We start from the raw sequence: 19,052 nt of genomic DNA, 5'->3' as shown, positions 1-19,052 counted from the left end.
GGACTGTATATTTAAACAGTATTGCACGCAGTATAGTGTGGCCGCCGCCAGACTGCAAGACGGCGGCCCTGCCGTTTTAGTGGCCTATGGTCATGATCCCGGCCAGCATGGAGCCGCCCACGGCCAGTCCGATCAGGATGGAGTAGAAGAACATCAGCAGCAGCCAGCGCACCAACGTCGTGCCGCGGCCACTGTTGTACACGCGCCGCATGGCCCACGGCAGATAGCCGAGCAGCCAGCACCACAGCACAAAGTGGGCCAAGCCCCACGATACCAGCAGCATCAGGATGAAGATGAAGTAGGCAAAAGCATTGGTGTGCAGGGCGAACAGCAGATGGTCGCCAAAGCGCCGGCCCGAGCCCAGATACAGCACTTTCAGCAGCAGTGCGAATACCGGCATCAGGGCGAAAATGGCGTAGGGCGCATAGTGATAGAAGCCGTTCTGGAACACCTTGATCTTTTCAGATCCGGACAGCTTGTCGAAGGCATCGAGCTGATGGCGGGCGGCAGGCCAGCCATCCAGATAGCTCTTCAGCTTTTCATTGCCGTCGATGTCGATATTATTTCCCTGATCCGCCGGCTGATCCGCCTCAGCTGACGCGCCATCGTCTGGCCTAGAAGCGCTGCGCGGCGGCACGCCAGCCGCAGACTTGATGGCCGCTTTCAGCGCCGCTTTCTCGCTGGCTTTGTCCTGCGCTTTACTCGCTGCGGCACTGTGCTCCTGCGGCGCTTCACTGCCCTCCGTCATATTCGGCGCAAACGTACCGGAGAATTTCAGCAGCGCGAAGAACAGCAGGCTCAGTGTCAGATACAGCCGCAGCGGCTGGACGAAACGCACGCGGCGGCCACGGATGTATTCGAGCGTCAGCGCGCCGGGGCGGAACAGCAGCCGCATCACCGTGCCCCACAGCTTGCCCTCCAGCGCCACGTAATGGCCGATGAACTCGTGCAGGAATTCACCCACGCTGGCGTGGTGCAGTATGGCTTCCTGCCCGCAGTGGGAGCAGAAATGCCCCGTCAGCACGGTGTCGCAATTGGGGCAATTGACGGGCGCCGCGTGGGCGTGGTCGACCGGCGTAACGGCTGTATTCATGCAGGCTATCCAAAAAAGGGAAACGGTAGACCGGAACGGGGCCGCGACAGCCGGCACCTGTGTGGCCTAAATGATAACCGCATCCCCGCGCGGTTGTCACGATGCAGACGGCTGCCAGCGTGGCAAATCAGCGCTAACGCAGCGGCGTCAGGGCCGGCTTTTTGATGCTAAAGTGGCAGGCAAACGACTTGCCTGCACTGCCATTCACATTCACCGCCAGCTTGATGGTGGGGCTGCGCTGGAGGACCGTGATGGCCGGATCGCAGGCCTGCAGTGTGGTGGCGCTGCGGTACAGTTCCAGCCGGATCTGCCCGGTATTGCTCTGGGTAGGATCGGCCACCGCCAGCTGCACATCTGTGCCCTGCTGCTGCAAGGTCACCACCGCTTTTTTATCGCTGCTCAGATAAGACTGGCCTGCGATGGTCACCGTCTTGCTGGCATCGGCCCAGAACACCACGCCGGTCAGTCCCTGCTCGCTATCCTGCACTGCGCTGGCCGCCAGCGAGTTCTCCACCACCGTCACCGGATTGGCGCTCGCAAAAGCTGCCGTGGCCGCCACGCTGCGATTGGGCAGCACAATATAGCTATAACTGGCGGCGGACGGATTACTGCCATGGCTCAGGGCCAGCGTCAGGTAGCGCTCGGTCTGCACAGTGGCGGGACCGCCCGTGTTGATCTGGCTCCAGCTACCACTGCGGCTCTCGCGCAGGCCGTTCACCACAGGACTGGCGGGAAAGACATAGCCCGTGTCGGAACCACTGGCCGTATTACCTGCCAGATGCGCCCAGCGCGTGGCCGCCATACTCTCGCGCCAGCCCGCGGTGACAGGCTTGCTGGCATCGTTCACCGTCAGCACATTTTCACCGGCCCCCGTCAGACGGCGGTTCTCCACGATGGTTTCGATCTCCACGTTATCGCTGCTACTAATGCCCGTACCCAGCGCGACGATGCGGTCGCCGAACAGGAACCAGGCCTTCTTGCCACTGAGGGTAGTTCCCGTCACGCCACTCATGGCAAAGTCCATGGCCAGCGTAGCGAACTGCCGGTTCAACTCGGCGCCACCCACCAGATTGCGCGCATTCGGATATTTTTTGAAGCCGCCCGGCGTGCCGCTGCCGCTGCGGTCGGTGGTGGTGCCGGCCAGCCGCAGCGGGTCCACCGTGGCCCAGTAGCTGCCGCCATACTGGCCCAGATCAGCGTTGTACAACTGGGTCATGCCGATGCCGGTCCACCAGCCGCGCAGATTTTCGCCATTGCCATATTCGAAAGCGCTGATGCGCGGCGAGAACAGCGCAACTGCATAGGCATAGCCGTCGCGCCGCTGCACGGCGCGGTCGGCCGAAGCGAAAATACGGGTTTCTTCCGGCTCGGGCCGCGCCACGATGCTGCCGTCGTTGAGGATGGCTTTAACCAGCGCCAGATCGAGCGTGCTGACAGTCTGCAGCTTGTTACCGTTACCAGCTACGGGCGTGAAATAGCTGCTGCCAAAACTGCTGTCGCGCTGCACCCAGCCTTTGATCAGGCTTTTCAGTTCGCGGGCATCGGCAGCAGACAGGCTCTGGGTCAGTTCGGCCAGCGCCATGATGGTGCTGCGTCCGGCTACGTGGTCGGTGGCAGCCCAGCGGCTGATCGAACGGCCACGCTGGTTATCCATCAGCGCGCCGTTGTAGATAAACGGCGCATACGAATTGATGGCCCAGTGGTAGGGGTTGTTGTACAGCGGCGTGCCGTCGATAGGCCAGCTGGAACCTGCCAGCACGTAGTAGAGCCGCGCAATATCGTTGATCAGCACCGAACCGTAGCCACCGATATACGGCACATAGGTATGCTGGATGAAGGAACCGTCGGCATAGAAACCATCGCCGCTACTCACCTCGGGCAGCGCCGCCGGTATGGCATCGCGCCCGGCGCGGATCTTGTCGCCGTTCTTGCCGACGATGCCGCGCATGACTACCACAAACGCTTTATCGAGCAGATTGGCCCCCGTTTCCGGCAGCGTCGTGACGCTGCCATTGGCGGCCGTGCGGCGCGTGGGATCCGGCACATAGCGGTCGATGGCGGCACAGACGGCAGCAATGCGCGCTGGCGTGAGCGCAGCGTAGGTACTGAGCATCAGCTTGTTCAGGCCTTGCGGCGTGCCGATCTGCCAGTCCCACCAGTTATCGAAAGCGGTGGCCGTGGCCGTATAGCGTGCCGCAATGAAAGCGTCGAGGCCGGCCTGCAGGCGCTGCATCACTTCGGCCTGATGGTAGTAGGGCGAACGGGGATCAGCATAGGCATCAGCGATGCTTTGCAGACGCTCCACCGTGCTGGTGAGATTGGCCGAGACTTTATCGAGCGGCAGATCGCTCCACAGCTGCCCCGCAGGCAAGCCCATGCCAGCCGAGCTTTTCAGCGTGACATAGTGGTCGGGCGCGTCGGCCTGCGCGGCCTGCTGCATCAGCAAGTCGGGATCATCGGGCGGCAATGCCGCCACGCTGCCAGTGCGGTTTTGCCAGCGCAAGCGCATATCGTCGTACACATCCGCCTGCGCCGCCGTCTGCCAGCCCAGTGCGCATAGCGCCACGGCCAGCCAGGTCTGCTTGATCTTCGCCACTGTCTCCTCCTTTTTGCTGAATAATGATGAGTTAACGTTATCACTCAAAATTGCAAGTTGCAACATTTTTCAGCACTGCTGCCTTCCATCTTCCGCCTATCGGGCGACAGACTATGCGGCCCGGAGCTAGCATGATCCGGTAATCCACCACGGGAGGACAGCATGCACGACACTAAAATCAACACCCGCGCCAAACGCCGCAACGACGGCGTGCAGCGCATGCCGCATGAGCGCGACGAGTCGCCCGAAGGCGAGCTGACGCCCAACCGTAGCGTGATCCGGCAAGCCGCCAGCGACATCGAGGAAGGACTGGTCGATACCGACCGCCACAACCAGCCCGGCGCCGAAACCACCCGCGACGAACACGGCAAGCCGCCGTCGGGGCAGGCCCGCCCCCAGCCCGGCAGCAAACGTGACTGAGTCGGGCAGGCTGGCGCCAAAACGCATAGAATTCTGTCTTTCCCGTACTCACACGAAAGACCACTATGCGTATTCTGCACACCATGCTGCGCGTCGGCGACTTGCAACGTTCGATAGCCTTCTACACCAACGTACTGGGCATGAAGCTGCTGCGCACCAGCGATAATCCCGAATACCAGTACACGCTGGCCTTCCTCGGCTACGGCTCCAACCCCGAGCACGCGGAACTGGAACTGACCTATAACTACGGCGTGAGCAGCTACGAGCTGGGCACGGCCTACGGCCACATCGCCATTTCGGCCGATAACATTTATCGCGCCTGCGAGGCCGTCAAAGCCAACGGCGGCACGGTGACGCGCGAACCGGGCCCGGTCAAAGGCGGCAGCACCGTGATTGCCTTTGTCACCGATCCGGACGGTTACAAGATCGAGCTGATCGAACGCAGCTTCGACGGCGCCGGCGCCGGCCTGTAAGCGCTGCGAGCAACAAAAAGCCGCCCCGAGGGGCGGCTTCTTCATGGCCAGCCGGTACACACCGGCGCATGCTTGGTCTTGCTAATCAGTGCACCAGCATGGCGTTGACGCTAGCCAGATCTTCTTCCTTGAGCGAACCTGCCGCCGACTTCAGGCGCAGACCGTTGACGATGGTGTCGTAACGGGCTTTGGACAGATCTTTCTGGGTCGAGTAAAGCAGCTTCTGCGCATTCAGCACGTCGATATTGATACGCACGCCGACCTGATAACCGAGCTTGTTCGATTCCAGCGAGGATTTGCTCGATACTTCCGCCGCTTCCAGCGCTTTCACCTGTGCCAGACCGCTGTTCATGCCCAGATAGGCAGCACGGGCGCCCTGCGCCGCTGCGCGCTTGGTGGCTTCCAGATCGTTGCGCGCCTTGTCTTCCAGGGCGATGGTTTCGCGCACTTTGCTGGTGACGGCGAAGCCGCTGAAGATAGGCACGCTCCAGCTCACGCCGATGGCGTTATTGTTGATGGTCTGGCCGGCCGTCTGCATCTGGTGCGAGGAGCTGGCAACCAGATTCAGGGTCGGCATGTGGCTGGCGCGGTTACGTGAAATTTCGCGCTTGGCGATTTCCACGTTCAGATTGGCCGCGACCACGCCGTAGTTCTGGGTTTCTGCCGAGCTGACCCACGGCTCGATAGCCGCTGGCGATGGTGGCGTAATCGTCACGCCGGTACGCAGCGGCGCCAGTTCGCCCGGCATCTGGCCGATGATCACCTGCAGCGCGGCGCGCTTGTTATCCAGATCGTTGATGGCGGCAAATTCTGCTGCCACCACCAGATCGTAGGCCGCCTGCGCTTCGTGGGTATCGGTAATGGTCTGGGTACCCACTTCGAAGTTACGCTTGGCCGATGCCAGCTGCTCCGTGGTCGCCACTTTCTGGGCCCGCGTCGAGGTCAGATTATCCTGCGCCGTCAGCACGTCGAAATAAGCTTGCGCCACGCGGGTGATCAGGTCCTGCTGGGCCTGGGCAAATGCCGCTTCGGCCGTGGCTTGCGCCAGCTTGCTCTGCTGGTAGCTTTCCCAGTTGGCCCAGTTGAACAGGGGCTGGGTCAGCGACACCGTGTAGGCATTGCTGTGGTAATCGGTATCGCTCTTGGTGCGGATGCCCAGTATGTTGGGCGCGGTGACGTCGCCGCTGTTGCGCAGATTGCTGCCGCTAGCCGAAATATTCGGCAGCAGGCCGGCACGCCCCTGGATGATGCGTTCCTGACCGGCGCTCAGCGACGAACGGGCGCTGGCATAGGTCGCGTCGTTGGCCAGTGCCTGCTGGTAGATCTGGATCAGGTCAGCCGCCTGTGCCTCGGTAGCGATATTCAGCGTCAACAGGGCGCTGGTGATCAGCACGGCGATAAGGGGTTTCTGCATTGCTTTCTCCACGGGAGTCATCAAAAAAAGACGGCCTTTCACACCAGTGCTGACGCCGTGCCAGCACCTCAGTATTTTGCCATCGTGCTATCGACCTGCAGCGCCCAGGCATGGACGCCGCCAGTCAGGTTGTACAGCTTGCCGAATCCATGATGCTCGAGATAGTCGGCCACCTGCAGGCTGCGCGCACCGTGATGGCAGATGCAGACGATGGCTGCATCTTCATCGAGATCATCGATACGGGCCGGGATGGTGTGCATGGGAATATGCTGAGCCCCGGCGATATGACAGGTCTCGAATTCCCACGGCTCACGCACGTCCAGCAGGACCGGATCGGGCCGGCCGCTATCGGCCAGCCAGTCCGCCAGTTCCAGAGCACTCAGATGCTGCATTGACGACTCCGCTCCGCTCAGAACGTGAACTTCGATGGCGCCACAGCCGAAGCCAGTGGTTTCACGTCGGTTTCGAACAGGGTGCGGGTGTCGTAACCAGCTTCACCGGTGCGGGTGATCAGCTGTGCCTTCATCGCTGGCGATGCGCCGATGATGACGACCAGACGGCCACCGATACTCAGTTGTTGCAACAGGGCCTGTGGCAGTTCCGGCAGCGAGCCCGACACCACGATTACATCGAACGGGGCGCCAGTGCTCCAGCCCTGGGCTGCATCGCCCAGTTCCACCGTCACATTGCTCACGCCGCTGTCGGCCAGATTCTTTTCTGCCAGCGCTTTCAGCGCTGGCGATACTTCCACCGTCGTCACATGACGGGCTTTGTGCGCCAGCAGCGCCGCCATATAGCCCGAACCGGCGCCGATTTCCAGCACGTTTTCATGCTTTTTCAGGTTCAGATCCTGCAGCAGACGGGCTTCGATCTTGGGCGCCAGCATGTAAGCACCACCCGGCAGCGGCAATTCCACATCGGCAAACGCCAGCGCTTTATAAGCTTCCGGCACGAAATTCTCACGTTTCACCACCTGCAGCAGGTCCAGCACGTCCGCGGCGAGGACGTCCCATGGACGGATTTGCTGTTCGATCATATTGAAGCGGGCTTGTTCGATATTCATCTTTTGACTCGGGTCTGGATTAAACAAACCGTCATTTTATCGTTGAACTGGCATCGAGGCACATATTAACGACATGACGGGGTTTACGCGGGAAATTGCGACAGTCTGCAGTTTAAGGGGGTTGAACCTACCAAAATGGCAAGTTTACCGCAGACGGGGCCGCGCCACCTCATGCCCGCTGCACTTCCAGACCACGCAGGCTGACCTCGGTAAAGGTCGCCATAAAGGCATCCGGATCGATAGGCGGCATGCCGCAATCGGGCATATAGGCGTGGGTCCACATCATCAGCATCAGCACGGGCGCCACCAGCACGGGCGTCATCACCAGCGGATCAACGGGATGGAATTCGCCCCGTTCGATGCCGCGCACCAGCACGCTGGCGATCAGGCGGTTGCCGCGCGCCACCACTTCTTCGTTGTAAAACTGCGCCAGTTCGGGGAAATGGTTGCCTTCGGCCAACATCAGCTTGGTGATACCGGCCAGCGGAGTGGCGCAGATCTGATGCCACCATTTGAGCAGGATGGTACGCAGCAGCGCGCCGCTGGGGCCGTCATGCTGGGCTGCTTCCAGTTCCGCTTCGCCGATGGGGTGGACAATGTTTTCCCGCACTACGGCCTTGAACAGTTCTTCCTTGTTGGCGAAATACAGGTAGAGCGTGCCCTTGGACACGCCGGCGCTCTTGGCCACATCTTCCAGCCGCGTGCCGGCATAGCCGCGCTCGACGAACTGGTTCAGGGCGGCAGCCAGCAATTCCTGCGGCCGCGCATCCTTGCGCCGCTCCCAGCGAGGCTTGGTTTCTTGAGAAGCTTGCATGGAGGCTCTTGATTTAACTAACTTATTTGGGCTGGCGATTAACTTACTTGTTAGTCATTAATATAATCGCAAGCTTTGCCAGCGTCAAGTTGATAGATGGCTGTTGGACATCGTCAAAGTTATCTCATTCCTGGACTTGGGCGCGCCATCCCCTTCACCGTAGCCACACCCCCGGCATAGATCACGCTGACCTTTTGCCCGACCAATGGGGTGTAGTCCCAGCAGGATGAATCGTGAATTACGAACACATCAGGTTCAACTTCCTGCACAACGCGGTTTACCGCCGCGTAAAGAATGTCGCCAGTGTATTGGTGATCGTCGTCCGAAAGATTGGCAATACGCGCTTGAGTATATGAGCGCAAGGTTGCGAGCAACTCATGCCTTAGCGTGCCATCCTCATTGCGTGCAGCGCGATGTGACCGGATGCCATTGAGAACTCGGCGCTTATCGTCTTCGCCAGGGTAATCCAGGCCAAACTGAGCTCTGCCTTCAATGATGTCGAGGTCGAGCAAACCTGCCTCCAGACCGGCATCTATCCATCGGAAATCATTCTCAGCACTACGCACATACTTGGAAATCGCGGTGTCGTTGACATCGAGGAAGTAGGCGTGAATGCCGCCGAACTCCAGCATCACCAGGCGCCCCATCCAACCGGGAGGCAGCACCAGGATGCTGCTACTGATCGGGTCGAGATAGTAGCCGTGCTGCTCGTGAAAAGCCGAGTCCTCACCTAGTTCAGCGACGATATCTTGAACCTGCGTGGGATCACGCAATGGGAAGAAGTCAATGTCGATCGAGATGGACATCAGCTCGGGAGGTACCTCTTTGAGGCCCAAGACTGAAAGGCTGCCGGCAATGACGAATTCAGTGTGTCGACCGCATTTCGCGGCCTCTTTCAAGGCAAGCAGGACCTGCTCACGCCGCATTTGCTAATGCTTGGAACTTGCGGACAGAAGCAACGAAGGGGGAGTTCTGGCGTAATGCTGCCGCATGGGAAGAGCGCTCTTCGAGAATCTCAGCTGCTCGCTGCGGGTGCTGTAGCAACTCCTTCCAGGCATCTATATAGTCCTGGCTACACAAACGCCCTTGCTCCCAAAGCGCAACCTGTCCATGCGCGAGCACCAGCACCTCATCAGCACCGGCTGCGGAGCCACCGCGCAAGGCACGAGCTACCGGGCGATGTTTGTCGAGGCGACGCTCATTAACATCAGCGGCCGATACTACGGCTTGCATAGAATTGAAATGGTGGTTTTCCATCGGAAAGCTTTTCGGTGCAAGGATAGAAGCAGATCCAGTACACTTATCGTATCATAATTCCGCTTAAAAATTGAGCAAGTCAAGGTGAGTTAGATTCCCTCAGGAAAATCCTCCTTTGCCTATACTTATCGTCCTCGTGGTCCGCAGCATCGCGCCTGATTCCTGAATCCCCAGCAAGCCCGCAATTTGTGAACTTCTCTCGTTTGAAAGTTACTCAAATTATATAAATGGCCAATTTGCTTTTTATGAAATTGCAACTGGAAAGATCTCATTGCCACACCCGCATCGCGCTGCTGCACAGGGCAGAACGCTGGCCGCGGCTGGCATAGCTAATGCAAATGCAGCGCACTGCCGACTATGAATCAGCCGGATAGGAACTTGGAAATTAAATTAAATATCATTACTATTTTGGAAATTCTGGGAACAGCCAATTGCATGGTCTGGTTCTGCTGGCATAGATATTGGCAATCTTCATTGTATTTCGCACTAACGCTCGGTTATATAGTGTTCGGTCGGGTATGCCCGGACGTCCTTCCCGAATATATTGTGGATGGACTTGCGCTCGCCGCGCTGCTAGTGTCCCTAAAACTTCTGGCTCAGACGCTATGACGCAGGAAACAACTTGCCACCAAGAGAAGTCACTCAAAAACCGATTGCGACCACCGCAATTCCGTGCAGCAGCGTAAGCAATAACACCAAGAAATTACACAGGTTCCGCTCCACACAGCCCCATCCTCGCGCCAGATTTGTCAGTTTATCCCGATTGTTAATCCGTCCTGACCACCCGCTAAACCGCGCCGTCGGCCTGCCAGCGTATCGTCACGCGGGTGCCGCGCCCCTGCTCGCCGCTGCCGATTTCCAGCGTGGCGCCGTGGCGGGCCGCAATTTCACGTGCAATCGGCAGACCCAGCCCGCAGCCGCCGGCCAGCTCGCTGCTGCCGCCGCGGTAGAATCGCTCCAGCACCAGCGCGCGCTCATGCTCGGCGATGCCGGAACCGTCGTCCACCACCGCCAGCGCCAGTGGCTCTTCCGCCAGTTCCAGCGTCACCATGCCGCCGCCCTGACGGCTGTATTTGATGGCGTTATCAAGCAGATTGCCTATCATTTCATGCAGCAGATAGGGGTCGCCATCTATCATTAACGGCGCTTCCGGGCCGCTGTAACCGAGATCGACGCCGCAGCGCAGCGCCTGATCCATCCAGCGCTCCACTTCCTCGCGTGCCAGCCTGGCCAGATCGACCGGCACCAGCTTCAGATGCTGTTCGGTGGCCTGCTCCGAGCGCATCAGCGTGAGCAGCTGCTGGGTCACATGGTGCAGCCGCGTCACAGCACGGTGCACATCTTCCATAGCCTGTTCGCGCAGCTGCGGATTGCGCTCGCGCAGGGCCCGTTGTGATTGCACCTGCAAGCTGGCCAGCGGGGTGCGCAACTGGTGGGCGGCATTGGAAATGAAGCGCTTCTGGGTCTGCTGCTCTTCGCTCAGGCTGACGATCAGGCCATTGATGGCACCGATCAGGGGCACAATTTCGCTGGGCAGGCGCGCCGTATCGAACATCGGCATGCGGCTATCAGGCCGGTAACTACCAAGACGGGCCGCGATGCTGTCCACCCGCGCCAGACTGCGCGCTACCGCCAGCCAGACCGATACGCCCACCAGCAGCAGCACGGCTACCTGCAGCGGCGCCCACTGCCAGAACGATTTGTAGGCTACCAGATCGCGCTTGTGCATGGTCTCGGCCACGGCGATGCGCACCCGGTCATCGAGCCCGCCCGGCGCGGCAAATTCCAGCTGTACCACCCGTACGCTGCGTCCGCCCACCTGCGCATCGTAGAACTGCGGCTGGTCGCCGGAGGCCGCCGAGGGCGCAGACGCTATCGGCGTATTCCCCAGCAGCCAGCCCTGGCGCTGCGTGCTAGCCTGCCAGTAGATACGGTCGCTCACGTCCCACTCGAACATCTGCACGGCTGCCGGCGGCAGCTGCAGGCTGACTTTGCCATCGCGCGCGTGCACCTGTGCCCGCAGCGACATGGCCGAATCGAGCAGCCACTGGTCGTGCACCATATAGCCGATCTGGCCCGAAATCAGCATGCCGCCGGCGGCGCCCAGCACCAGCACCAGCAGCAGCGGCGCGGCCAGTTGCAGCAGCAGCTGGCGGCGCAGACTGCCCTGCGGCGGCTGCCAGCGCGGCAGCAGATTCACGCCGCCGCTCCGCCGGCATCGGGCTCGATGCGGTAGCCCAGCCCGCGCAAAGCCCGTACTTGGGTCTGCGATCCGGCATCGGCCAGCTTGCGGCGCAAGCGGCTGACGAATACTTCTATCATGGTGGGATTCTTTTCTTCGGCGTGGTCATAGATCGCATCGAGAAACTGGGTCTTGCTGACCACCCGGCCCGGACGGCGCAGCAGCAATTCCAGCACAGTGGCTTCGGCGGCCGTCAGGCCCAGATCGCGTCCGCCCACGCTGGCCTGCAGGGTAGCCGGTTCGAACACCAGATCGCTGAACTGCAGCCGCGCTTCCACCGGCGCGCCACGCCGCAGCAGGGCGCGCAGGCGCGCCTCCAGTTCGGGCAGGGCAAACGGCTTGGCCAGATAATCGTCGCCGCCGGCATCAAGGCCGGACACGCGGTCGTCCAGATCGAAGCGCGCCGTCAGAATCAGCACCGGCGCCACCAGCCCCTGCTTGCGCAAGCGCCGCAGCACTTCCAGCCCATCCATGTCGGGCAGACCCAGATCGAGGATCAGCAGATCATAGCTGTGCTGCAGACAGGCGCTGAGCGCATCGCGGCCGTTGTAGACCACGTCGGTCGGATAGTCGGACTGTGCCAGCGAGCTGCTGAGCCCCTGGGCAAGGTCGCGGTCATCCTCTACTAGCAGAAAACGCATGGCATATCACTCTGGGCAAGGTTCAGGCAAGCTAGCCTGCGTATCATCACCGGCTCGTTTGATTGTAACTGACCCGGAACCATCAAGGGAGTCCCCGTAACATGCGCCGCATCTCCAAATGGCTACCCGGCCTGACCGTACTCGGCGTCGCCGTCGCCACTGCCACCACCCTGCTGGGCAACGCTAGCAAACCGGCAGCACCTGCCAGCCCCACCAGCAGCCAGTCCCCCGCCAATGATCCCGATAGCGTCAGCTATCCGGCCGGCGCCGCACAGCTGGACATGATACGCACGGCGAGCCTGACAGCGCAAGCCATGCCGGTAGGCGAGCCGCTGGGCGCACGCGTGACCTATGACGACGACGTCACCGCGCGCGTAGGCGTGAGCGTGGCCGCGCGGGTAAAAGCCATCCGTGCCGCAGCGGGCGAGCATGTGCGGGCCGGACAGGTGCTGGCCGAACTTGATGCACCCGACTACAGCGCTGCGCAGGCCGATCTGGCCAAGGCGCGTGCCGACGAAACCCGCAAACAGCAGGCACTGGAGCGGGCCCGCACGCTGGTGCCGGGCGAAGCCATCGCCGGCCGCGACATGGAAGCCGCCCAGGCCGACTATCAGCAGGCCCGTGCCGAAACCGTACGGGCCGAACAGCGCCTGCGCGCGCTGGTGCCGGCCGGTAGCCGCGCCGGCAGCCAGCTGCTGCTCACCGCCCCGATCAGCGGCGTGATCAGCGAACGCAATCTGTCGCCGGCGCTGGACGTGGCACCGGGCATGGCCGCGCCCCTGTTCGTGATCACCCAGCCGCAGCGCCTGTGGCTGCAGCTCGATGTGCCGGAAAGCCTGCTGGGCCAGCTGCGCAAGGGCGCGCGGGTGGACGTCGAGAGCGATGCCTGGCCGGGCCGGCACTTCAGCGCCAGCCTGAGCGAGCCGGGGCTGGTCGTCGACCCGAACACGCGCCGCGTGCTGGTGCGCGCCCGTCTCGATAACCGCGACGGCAAGCTGCTGCCGGAAATGTATGTGCGCGCCACCCTGCTGCAGGACAGCGGCAGCGCCGTACAGGTGCCGAACAGCGCGCTGGTCAACCGCGGCGTGCATACCTATGTGTTCGTGCAGCGCGCCCCCGGCCAGTTCCGCCGCCTGTCCGTGCAGATGCTGACCCATGGCGCCGAAGCCAGCTACGTGGCCGGCGTGGCCGATGGCGCCAGCATCGTCACCAGCGGCGCCCTGCTGCTCGACGCCGATCTGAGCGCGCGCGCAGGTAAAGCGCCATGATGGATCGCCTGATCATGTTCGCGCTGCGTCAGCGCGGCTTTGTGATGGTGCTGGTGGCCGCCCTGATCGGCTATGGCTGGTATGCGCTGTCGAATCTGCCCATCGAAGCCTTCCCCGATGTGCAGGACGTGCAGGTGCGGGTGATCTCGCAGCTGGCCGGCCAGCCACCCGAGGACATGGAGCGCAGCGTGACCCAGCCCATCGAGCGGGAAATGGGCGGCATACCCCACCTGACCAACGTGCGCTCGGTTACCATGACGGGCCTGTCGGTGGTCACGCTGACGTTTGACGACGACACCGATAACTATTTCGCCCGCCAGCAGGTCACGGAAAAACTCTCCACCGTGACGCTGCCGGCCGGCGTGCAGCCGCAGCTGGCGCCGCTGTCGACAGCCGTGGGCGAGATCTACCGTTATGCCATCGAGGCGCCCGGCCTGAGCGAAGCCGAGATCCGCACCCTGCAGGACTGGACCATCCGTCCGGCCCTGCGCATGACGCCCGGCGTGGCCGATGTGAGCAGCTTTGGCGGCGCCATCCGCGAATACCAGATCGAAGCCGATCCTTTCCTGCTGCGCAAATACCAGCTCACGCTAGACCAGCTCAGTCAGGCCATCGCCAACGGCAGCGGCAATGCCGGCGGCGGTCTGGTACGCATGGGCGACGCCAGCCTGATCGTGCGCTCGGCCGGTCTGTACAAAGAACTGGCCGATCTGGGCCGGGTGGTGGTGGCCGCCCGTCAGGGCCGCGCCATCACCGTGGCCGACGTGGCCAGCATCAAGATAGGTGAGCGCCAGCGCTATGGCATCGTCGCGGCCGACCAGCGCGACAGCGTGGTGGAAGGCATAGTCTCGATGACCAAGGGCGGCAATCCGTCCAAGATCAATGCCGACCTGAAGGCCCGCATCGCCCAGTTGCAGGCCCACTTGCCGGCCGGCGTAAAAATCATTGCGCTGTACGACCGTACCGACCTGGTGCACCACACTGTGGCCACGGTAGCGGAAAACCTGCTGATCGGCGCCACGCTAGTGATCGTGATACTAGTGCTGTTCCTGTCCAGCTGGCGCGCGGCCCTGATCGTCGCCACCGTGATTCCGCTGGCCTTGCTGTTTGCCTTCATCCTGATGCATGCGCGCGGCGTGTCGGCCAACCTGATTTCACTCGGTGCAGTGGACTTCGGCATCATCATCGACAGCGCCGTGGTGATCGTGGAAGCGCTGATGGTGCGCATGGCGACCATGCCGCTGCATGAGCACAATCCCGTCGGCACCCGCCTCAACGTGCTGCACCGGACCATGAACGAACTGTCCCATCCGGTGCTGTTCTCCAAGGCCATCATCATACTGGCGTTTGTGCCCATCTACACCTTCCAGCGGGTGGAGGGCAAGATCTTCACGCCGGTGGCGCTGACCCTGACCTTTGCGCTGGCTGGTGCCGTGCTGCTGACCTTTACCCTGCTGCCCACCCTGCTGTCGTGGACCATCCAGCGCCAGCCGCTGGTGGAAAAACATCAGGCCTGGCTGGCTGGCCTGCAGCAGCGCTACCACCGTCTGCTCGACTGGACGCTGCGCCGTTCGCGCAGCGTGCTGCTATGGTCCGCCGTACCGGTGCTGCTGGCACTGCTGCTGGCTACCCGGCTAGGCAGCGAATTCATGCCCAAGCTCGATGAAGGCAATATCTGGCTGACCATTACCCTGCCCACGTCGGCCTCGCTGGAAACCACCAAACAGGTGGAACGCCTGATGCGCCAGACCTTGCAGAAATATCCGGAAGTGGCGCACATCATCAGCCAGGCGGGCCGCCCTGACGACGGCTCCGATCCCAAAGGCCCGAACAATCTGGAAACGCTGGTCGATCTCAAGCCGCGCAAGCAATGGCGCTTTGCCGACAAGGATGCGCTGGTGGCCAGCATGTCGGCCGAACTGGCAAAAATCCCCGGCATCAACGCCAATTTCTCGCAGGTGATACAGGATAACGTGGAAGAATCGCTGTCCGGCTTCCGCGGCGAAATCGTCGCCAAGGTCAGCGGCAATGATCTCGATATACTGGAAAACAAGGCCCAGCAGCTGATCGATATCCTGCAGAATATCCCCGGCGCCATCGATGTCGATGCAACCCATATCGGCGGCCAGAGCGAAATCGTGGTGACGCCCGACCGCGCCCGTCTGGCGCGCTACGGCATCAGCATTGCCGACGTCAACACGCTGGTGACGCAAGCCCTGTCCGGTAGCGCCGTCACCAGCTATTTCGAGGGCGAACGGCGTTTCGACGTGGTACTCAAGGTGCGCCCCGAGGCACGCAACAGCATGGACGCCATCGGCGCCCTGCAACTGAGCATACCGGCCAGCCAGGCCGGCAACGGTCCCGCCACTGTCGCCCTGCGCGATGTGGCCAGCATCGAACTGCGCCAGGGTGTCTCGCGCATCCAGCGCGAAGCAGGCGCGCGCAGCGTGATCGTCAAAATGAATCTGCTGGGACGCGATCAGGGCAGCTTCATCGAAGAAGCCCAGCGCACCGTGCAGGAAAAAGTCAGCCTGCCGGCGGGCTACGACATCAGCTGGGGCGGCCAGTTCGAAAACTCCCAGCGCGCCGCCAAGCGTCTGGCCGTGATCATTCCGCTCACCATACTGCTGATGTTCTCGCTGCTGTTCTGGGCCTTCCGTTCGCTGCGGCTGGCCGCTCTGGTACTGGGCATGGTGCCGTTCACCATGATCGGCGGACTGGGCGGACTGGCACTGGCCGGCCTGCACCTGTCGGTGTCGGCGGCGGTGGGCTTCATCGCCGTGGCCGGCATCTCGGTGCAGAACGGCGTGATCATGGTGGAAGAAGTGCTGCAGAAAGTGCGCGAAGGCGCTGCCGTACCGCACGCCGTAGTACAGGGTGCCGTGATGCGCCTGCGCCCCATCCTGATGACAGCGCTGATGGCCGGCATGGGCCTGCTGCCGGCAGCCCTGTCGCACGGCATCGGCAGCGAAACCCAGCGCCCCTTTGCCTGCGTGATCGTGGGCGGCATCGTCAGCGGCACCATCTTTACGCTGCTGGTGCTGCCCGTTGCGCTACGCCTGTTTGGCAACTTCTCTGAACCGGGCGACAACGCCTCCACAACACCATGAAACCGCGCCTGTACCTACTCCTTGCCGCCAGCGTCCTGCTGCTGGCTGGCTGCGCCGCCGGCCCGGACTACCAGCGTCCGGCACTGGCACTGCCCACCCGCTATACGGCGGACGACCAGCAGCTGGCCGGGCGGCTGCAACTGCAGCAGCAGATCCGCCAGAACTGGTGGCATGTATTCGGCTCGCCCGAACTCGATGCGCTGATCGAGCAAGCCTGGCAGCACAACGCCGGCATCGCCTCGGCGCAGGCGAATCTGCGCGCGGCACAGGAAAATGTCGCGGCCCAGCAGGGCTATTTCTATCCCACTGTGCAGCTCGGTTATAGCCCCAGCCGCACCAAGCTGGCCGGCAATCAGGGCGGCAACTCGCCCGGCGTGCAGGGTAACGGCAGCGTGATCAGCACCACCCAGAATACACCTGCCAGTCAGGGCGGCACGGCACCCTATAACGCGCCCGTGATCTACAACTTCCACACGGCCCAGCTCAGCGTGGCCTACACGCCGGACGTATTCGGCGCCAGCCGGCGCCAGCTGGAATCGGTGCAGGCCCAGCAGGAATACCAGCGCTATCAGCTGCAGGCTGCCTATCTGACGCTGGCCTCGAATCTGGTGGCTGCGGCCATTCAGGATGGCCTGCTGCGCGAACTGCTGGAACTCGATCAGCAGATCGTGGCCGCGGCCCAGCGCACGCTGGCGCTGGTGCAGCGCCAGCATCAGGCAGGCTATGCCAGCGCGCTCGAACTGGCCAGCGCGCGCAATGCGCTGGCACAGACCCAGCAGGCGCTGCCGCCGTTGCGGCGCCAGCTGGAACAGAACCGCGATCTGCTGCGCCTGCTCACCGGCCTCAGCGTCGAACAGGAATTGCCGGCGTTCCGGCTGGCCAGCTTCCGCCTGCCGCAGCAACTGCCGCTGGCGCTGCCGTCGCAGTTGCTGGAACAGCGGCCCGACATCCGCGCCGCCGAAGCCCAGTTAAAAGCCGCCAGCGCGCAAGTGGGCGTGGCCCGTGCCGCGCGGCTGCCGCAATTCACCATGTCGGCCAATGCCGGCGGCGCGGCCAGCGAATTCGGCCAGATGTTCTGGAACAGCGGCCAATTCTTTGCCCTTGGCGCCAGCATCACCCAGACCCTGTTCGACGGCGCCACCCTGCAGCACCGCGAGCGCGCCGCAGAAGCCAGCCTGCAGGCCGCAGCAGCCGACTACCGTACGGCCGTTGCCACCGCGCTGCAGAACGTCGCCGATGTGCTGCACGCCATCGATAGCGATGTGGCGGCGGTGCAGAGTGCCACCGATGCCGCCAGCGCTGCACAGGCCACGCTGCAGCTATGCCAGCGCCAGCATGCCGCCGGCGCGCTCGATCAGACGGCGCTGCTGCTGGCACAGCAGAATCAATGGCAGTCGCAGCAGCAGCTGGCGCAGGCCCGCGCCAGTCAGCTTGGTAATGCTGCCGCGCTATATCAGGCGCTGGGCGGCAGCTGGCAAAGTCCGCAGCGCAGCAAGGAGCAACCATGAAATCCGCCATTCATCCTAGCCTCTACCGCCGCGCCGTACTGGCCACGCTAGGCCTGCTGGGCGCCTGCAGCAGCGCGCCGCAGCGCCCTGCCGTCGACTGGCAGCACGGCGCCCACCATGCCACCATCGTCAGCGAGTACGCCGCCGATGCCGGCCGCAGCAGCCTGCCGCCATGTCTGGCCGCTTTGCCCGCAGATGAGTACGCCAGCCACCGCTACGTCAAAGTGCATTACCACCACGTCCGCCTGCTGCACAGCAGTGTCGCCGCACTGCCGGACGGCGTGGCTGCGGGCGTGGGTAGCGAAGTGGAAATCTGGCCAGCCGACTGCCACGCGGGCCAACTGGCGCACATCAGCCGCGTGCTGGGCAGGGAGCCGGCGCAGCATGACTGATGGCAGTAGCATGAGGCAGCACTGGCTGGCTCTCGCATTAGTACTATGCTGCGGCCCTTTGCAGGCGCAGTCGGCCGGCACTACACTGGTCTGCAACGGGGATCTAGGCGCCGGCCTGAATTTCAACCGCGTGGCGCAGGCCGCGCGCGCGCAGCCGGCCAGCGCAGTGCCCTACCTGAACGGCGAATGCGGCCCCCTGTTTGCCCGGGTGGATACCTTCGGCGCGGCTTTGCTGCCGCTGGGCAGCGGCCAGCTGGAACTGAGCACGCGGGTGGTTGGCGACGGCTACCAGCCAGCCGATGGCACGCTGGCGCGGCGACGCGAGTCCGTGCCGCTGGGGCTGAGCACTTTGCAAGTCACGCCGTATGGCGCGCTGATGGCCAGCCTGCAGCAGGATCTGGGCGCTTCGCACGGCAAGCTGGGCAGCTTGCTGTATGCCGCCGAGTTTCCGCTGGGGCCGGCTTCCGTCTACCCCCAGCTAGGACTGGAATACCGTAATAGCCAATATCTGCGTTACTATGACGGAACGTCAGCCTACCGCCCCGGTGGCGCAAGCAGCCCCTTCATTGCGCTGTTTGCAGAAGTCCACCTGAGACAACGTTGGTATTTCAATCTCAATCTGCGCAAAAGCTGGCAGGGCCCATCCATACGGAACAGCCCACTGGTCGTCCACACGAGCCCAACTACCGCTCTGGCCGCCATCAGTTATCGCTTTAATACAGATTAAGCGTTTTAATTAATTTACCGAATACACGTCGGTA

17 protein-coding genes are annotated in these 19,052 nt (G+C 62.5%); 7 read left to right on the top strand and 10 right to left on the bottom strand.

Annotation, left to right across the window (positions count from 1 at the left end; all coding sequences use genetic code 11):
• Positions 1 to 76 precede the first annotated feature (76 nt).
• Positions 77 to 1,093 carry a DUF3667 domain-containing protein gene (locus GTP27_RS14590; RefSeq protein ID WP_161039898.1) on the bottom strand — a complete coding sequence of 339 codons (1,017 nt, stop codon included), beginning with the start codon at positions 1,091 to 1,093 and terminating at the stop codon, positions 77 to 79.
• Between the two features lie 133 nt (positions 1,094 to 1,226).
• The gene (locus tag GTP27_RS14585; RefSeq protein ID WP_161039897.1) at positions 1,227 to 3,689 is read right to left on the bottom strand and encodes a polysaccharide lyase 8 family protein; all 2,463 of its coding nucleotides are present in this window, start codon (positions 3,687 to 3,689) and stop codon (positions 1,227 to 1,229) included.
• Positions 3,690 to 3,851: 162 nt separating this feature from the next.
• Here GTP27_RS14585 and GTP27_RS14580 point away from each other — a divergent pair, with 162 nt between their 5' ends.
• On the top strand, positions 3,852 to 4,109 hold the full coding sequence (locus tag GTP27_RS14580; protein ID WP_161039896.1) for a hypothetical protein: 258 nt from the start codon (positions 3,852 to 3,854) through the stop codon (positions 4,107 to 4,109).
• Positions 4,110 to 4,174: 65 nt separating this feature from the next.
• Positions 4,175 to 4,582: a lactoylglutathione lyase gene (gene gloA / locus GTP27_RS14575; RefSeq protein ID WP_161039895.1), complete on the top strand. Its 408-nt coding sequence runs from the start codon at positions 4,175 to 4,177 to the stop codon at positions 4,580 to 4,582.
• An 85-nt stretch (positions 4,583 to 4,667) separates the two neighbouring features.
• On the opposite strand, the gene GTP27_RS14570 is transcribed toward gloA, so the two are convergent.
• From GTP27_RS14570 to GTP27_RS14535, 8 genes are all read right to left on the bottom strand, one after another.
• Positions 4,668 to 5,996: a TolC family outer membrane protein gene (locus GTP27_RS14570; RefSeq protein WP_161039894.1), complete on the bottom strand. Its 1,329-nt coding sequence runs from the start codon at positions 5,994 to 5,996 to the stop codon at positions 4,668 to 4,670.
• 68 nt (positions 5,997 to 6,064) lie between these two features.
• Positions 6,065 to 6,388 carry a rhodanese-like domain-containing protein gene (locus GTP27_RS14565; protein WP_161039893.1) on the bottom strand — a complete coding sequence of 108 codons (324 nt, stop codon included), beginning with the start codon at positions 6,386 to 6,388 and terminating at the stop codon, positions 6,065 to 6,067.
• A gap of 17 nt (positions 6,389 to 6,405) precedes the next feature.
• Positions 6,406 to 7,059 (bottom strand): protein-L-isoaspartate O-methyltransferase family protein, encoded by a 654-nt coding sequence (locus GTP27_RS14560; protein ID WP_161039892.1) that lies wholly within the window; start codon positions 7,057 to 7,059, stop codon positions 6,406 to 6,408.
• Positions 7,060 to 7,228: 169 nt separating this feature from the next.
• A complete protein-coding gene (locus GTP27_RS14555) occupies positions 7,229 to 7,873 on the bottom strand; it encodes a TetR/AcrR family transcriptional regulator (protein ID WP_161039891.1) in 645 nt (214 codons plus the stop codon).
• Positions 7,874 to 7,992: 119 nt separating this feature from the next.
• Positions 7,993 to 8,799 carry a DUF6036 family nucleotidyltransferase gene (locus tag GTP27_RS14550; protein ID WP_161039890.1) on the bottom strand — a complete coding sequence of 269 codons (807 nt, stop codon included), beginning with the start codon at positions 8,797 to 8,799 and terminating at the stop codon, positions 7,993 to 7,995.
• Positions 8,789 to 9,130, bottom strand: coding sequence for a hypothetical protein (locus GTP27_RS14545; RefSeq protein WP_161039889.1), 342 nt, complete (start codon positions 9,128 to 9,130; stop codon positions 8,789 to 8,791). Before GTP27_RS14545 ends, GTP27_RS14550 begins: the two co-directional genes overlap by 11 nt.
• A gap of 787 nt (positions 9,131 to 9,917) precedes the next feature.
• Positions 9,918 to 11,330: a sensor histidine kinase gene (locus tag GTP27_RS14540; RefSeq protein ID WP_161039888.1), complete on the bottom strand. Its 1,413-nt coding sequence runs from the start codon at positions 11,328 to 11,330 to the stop codon at positions 9,918 to 9,920.
• A complete protein-coding gene (locus GTP27_RS14535; RefSeq protein ID WP_161039887.1) occupies positions 11,327 to 12,013 on the bottom strand; it encodes a response regulator transcription factor in 687 nt (228 codons plus the stop codon). The genes GTP27_RS14540 and GTP27_RS14535 overlap by 4 nt, the downstream gene beginning before the upstream one ends.
• A 101-nt stretch (positions 12,014 to 12,114) precedes the next feature.
• On the opposite strand from GTP27_RS14535, the gene GTP27_RS14530 reads away from it, so the two are divergent.
• The 5 genes from GTP27_RS14530 to GTP27_RS14510 are packed head-to-tail and all read left to right on the top strand — an operon-like array spanning position 12,115 to position 19,018.
• Positions 12,115 to 13,281 (top strand): efflux RND transporter periplasmic adaptor subunit, encoded by a 1,167-nt coding sequence (locus GTP27_RS14530; RefSeq protein WP_161039886.1) that lies wholly within the window; start codon positions 12,115 to 12,117, stop codon positions 13,279 to 13,281.
• Positions 13,278 to 16,391 (top strand): efflux RND transporter permease subunit, encoded by a 3,114-nt coding sequence (locus tag GTP27_RS14525; protein WP_161039885.1) that lies wholly within the window; start codon positions 13,278 to 13,280, stop codon positions 16,389 to 16,391. Before GTP27_RS14530 ends, GTP27_RS14525 begins: the two co-directional genes overlap by 4 nt.
• Entirely contained in the window at positions 16,388 to 17,899 is a 1,512-nt protein-coding gene (locus GTP27_RS14520; protein WP_161039884.1) for an efflux transporter outer membrane subunit, read from the top strand. Before GTP27_RS14525 ends, GTP27_RS14520 begins: the two co-directional genes overlap by 4 nt.
• Positions 17,896 to 18,291, top strand: a complete 396-nt coding sequence (locus GTP27_RS14515; protein WP_161039883.1) for a hypothetical protein — start codon at positions 17,896 to 17,898, stop codon at positions 18,289 to 18,291. The genes GTP27_RS14520 and GTP27_RS14515 overlap by 4 nt, the downstream gene beginning before the upstream one ends.
• On the top strand, positions 18,284 to 19,018 hold the full coding sequence (locus GTP27_RS14510; protein ID WP_161039882.1) for a MipA/OmpV family protein: 735 nt from the start codon (positions 18,284 to 18,286) through the stop codon (positions 19,016 to 19,018). Before GTP27_RS14515 ends, GTP27_RS14510 begins: the two co-directional genes overlap by 8 nt.
• Positions 19,019 to 19,052 lie beyond the last annotated feature (34 nt).

Origin of the sequence: Duganella qianjiadongensis (genome assembly GCF_009857915.1) — a bacterium.
Taxonomy (GTDB): domain Bacteria; phylum Pseudomonadota; class Gammaproteobacteria; order Burkholderiales; family Burkholderiaceae_D; genus Rugamonas; species Rugamonas qianjiadongensis.
This window is presented reverse-complemented; position numbering and strand designations above follow the sequence as displayed.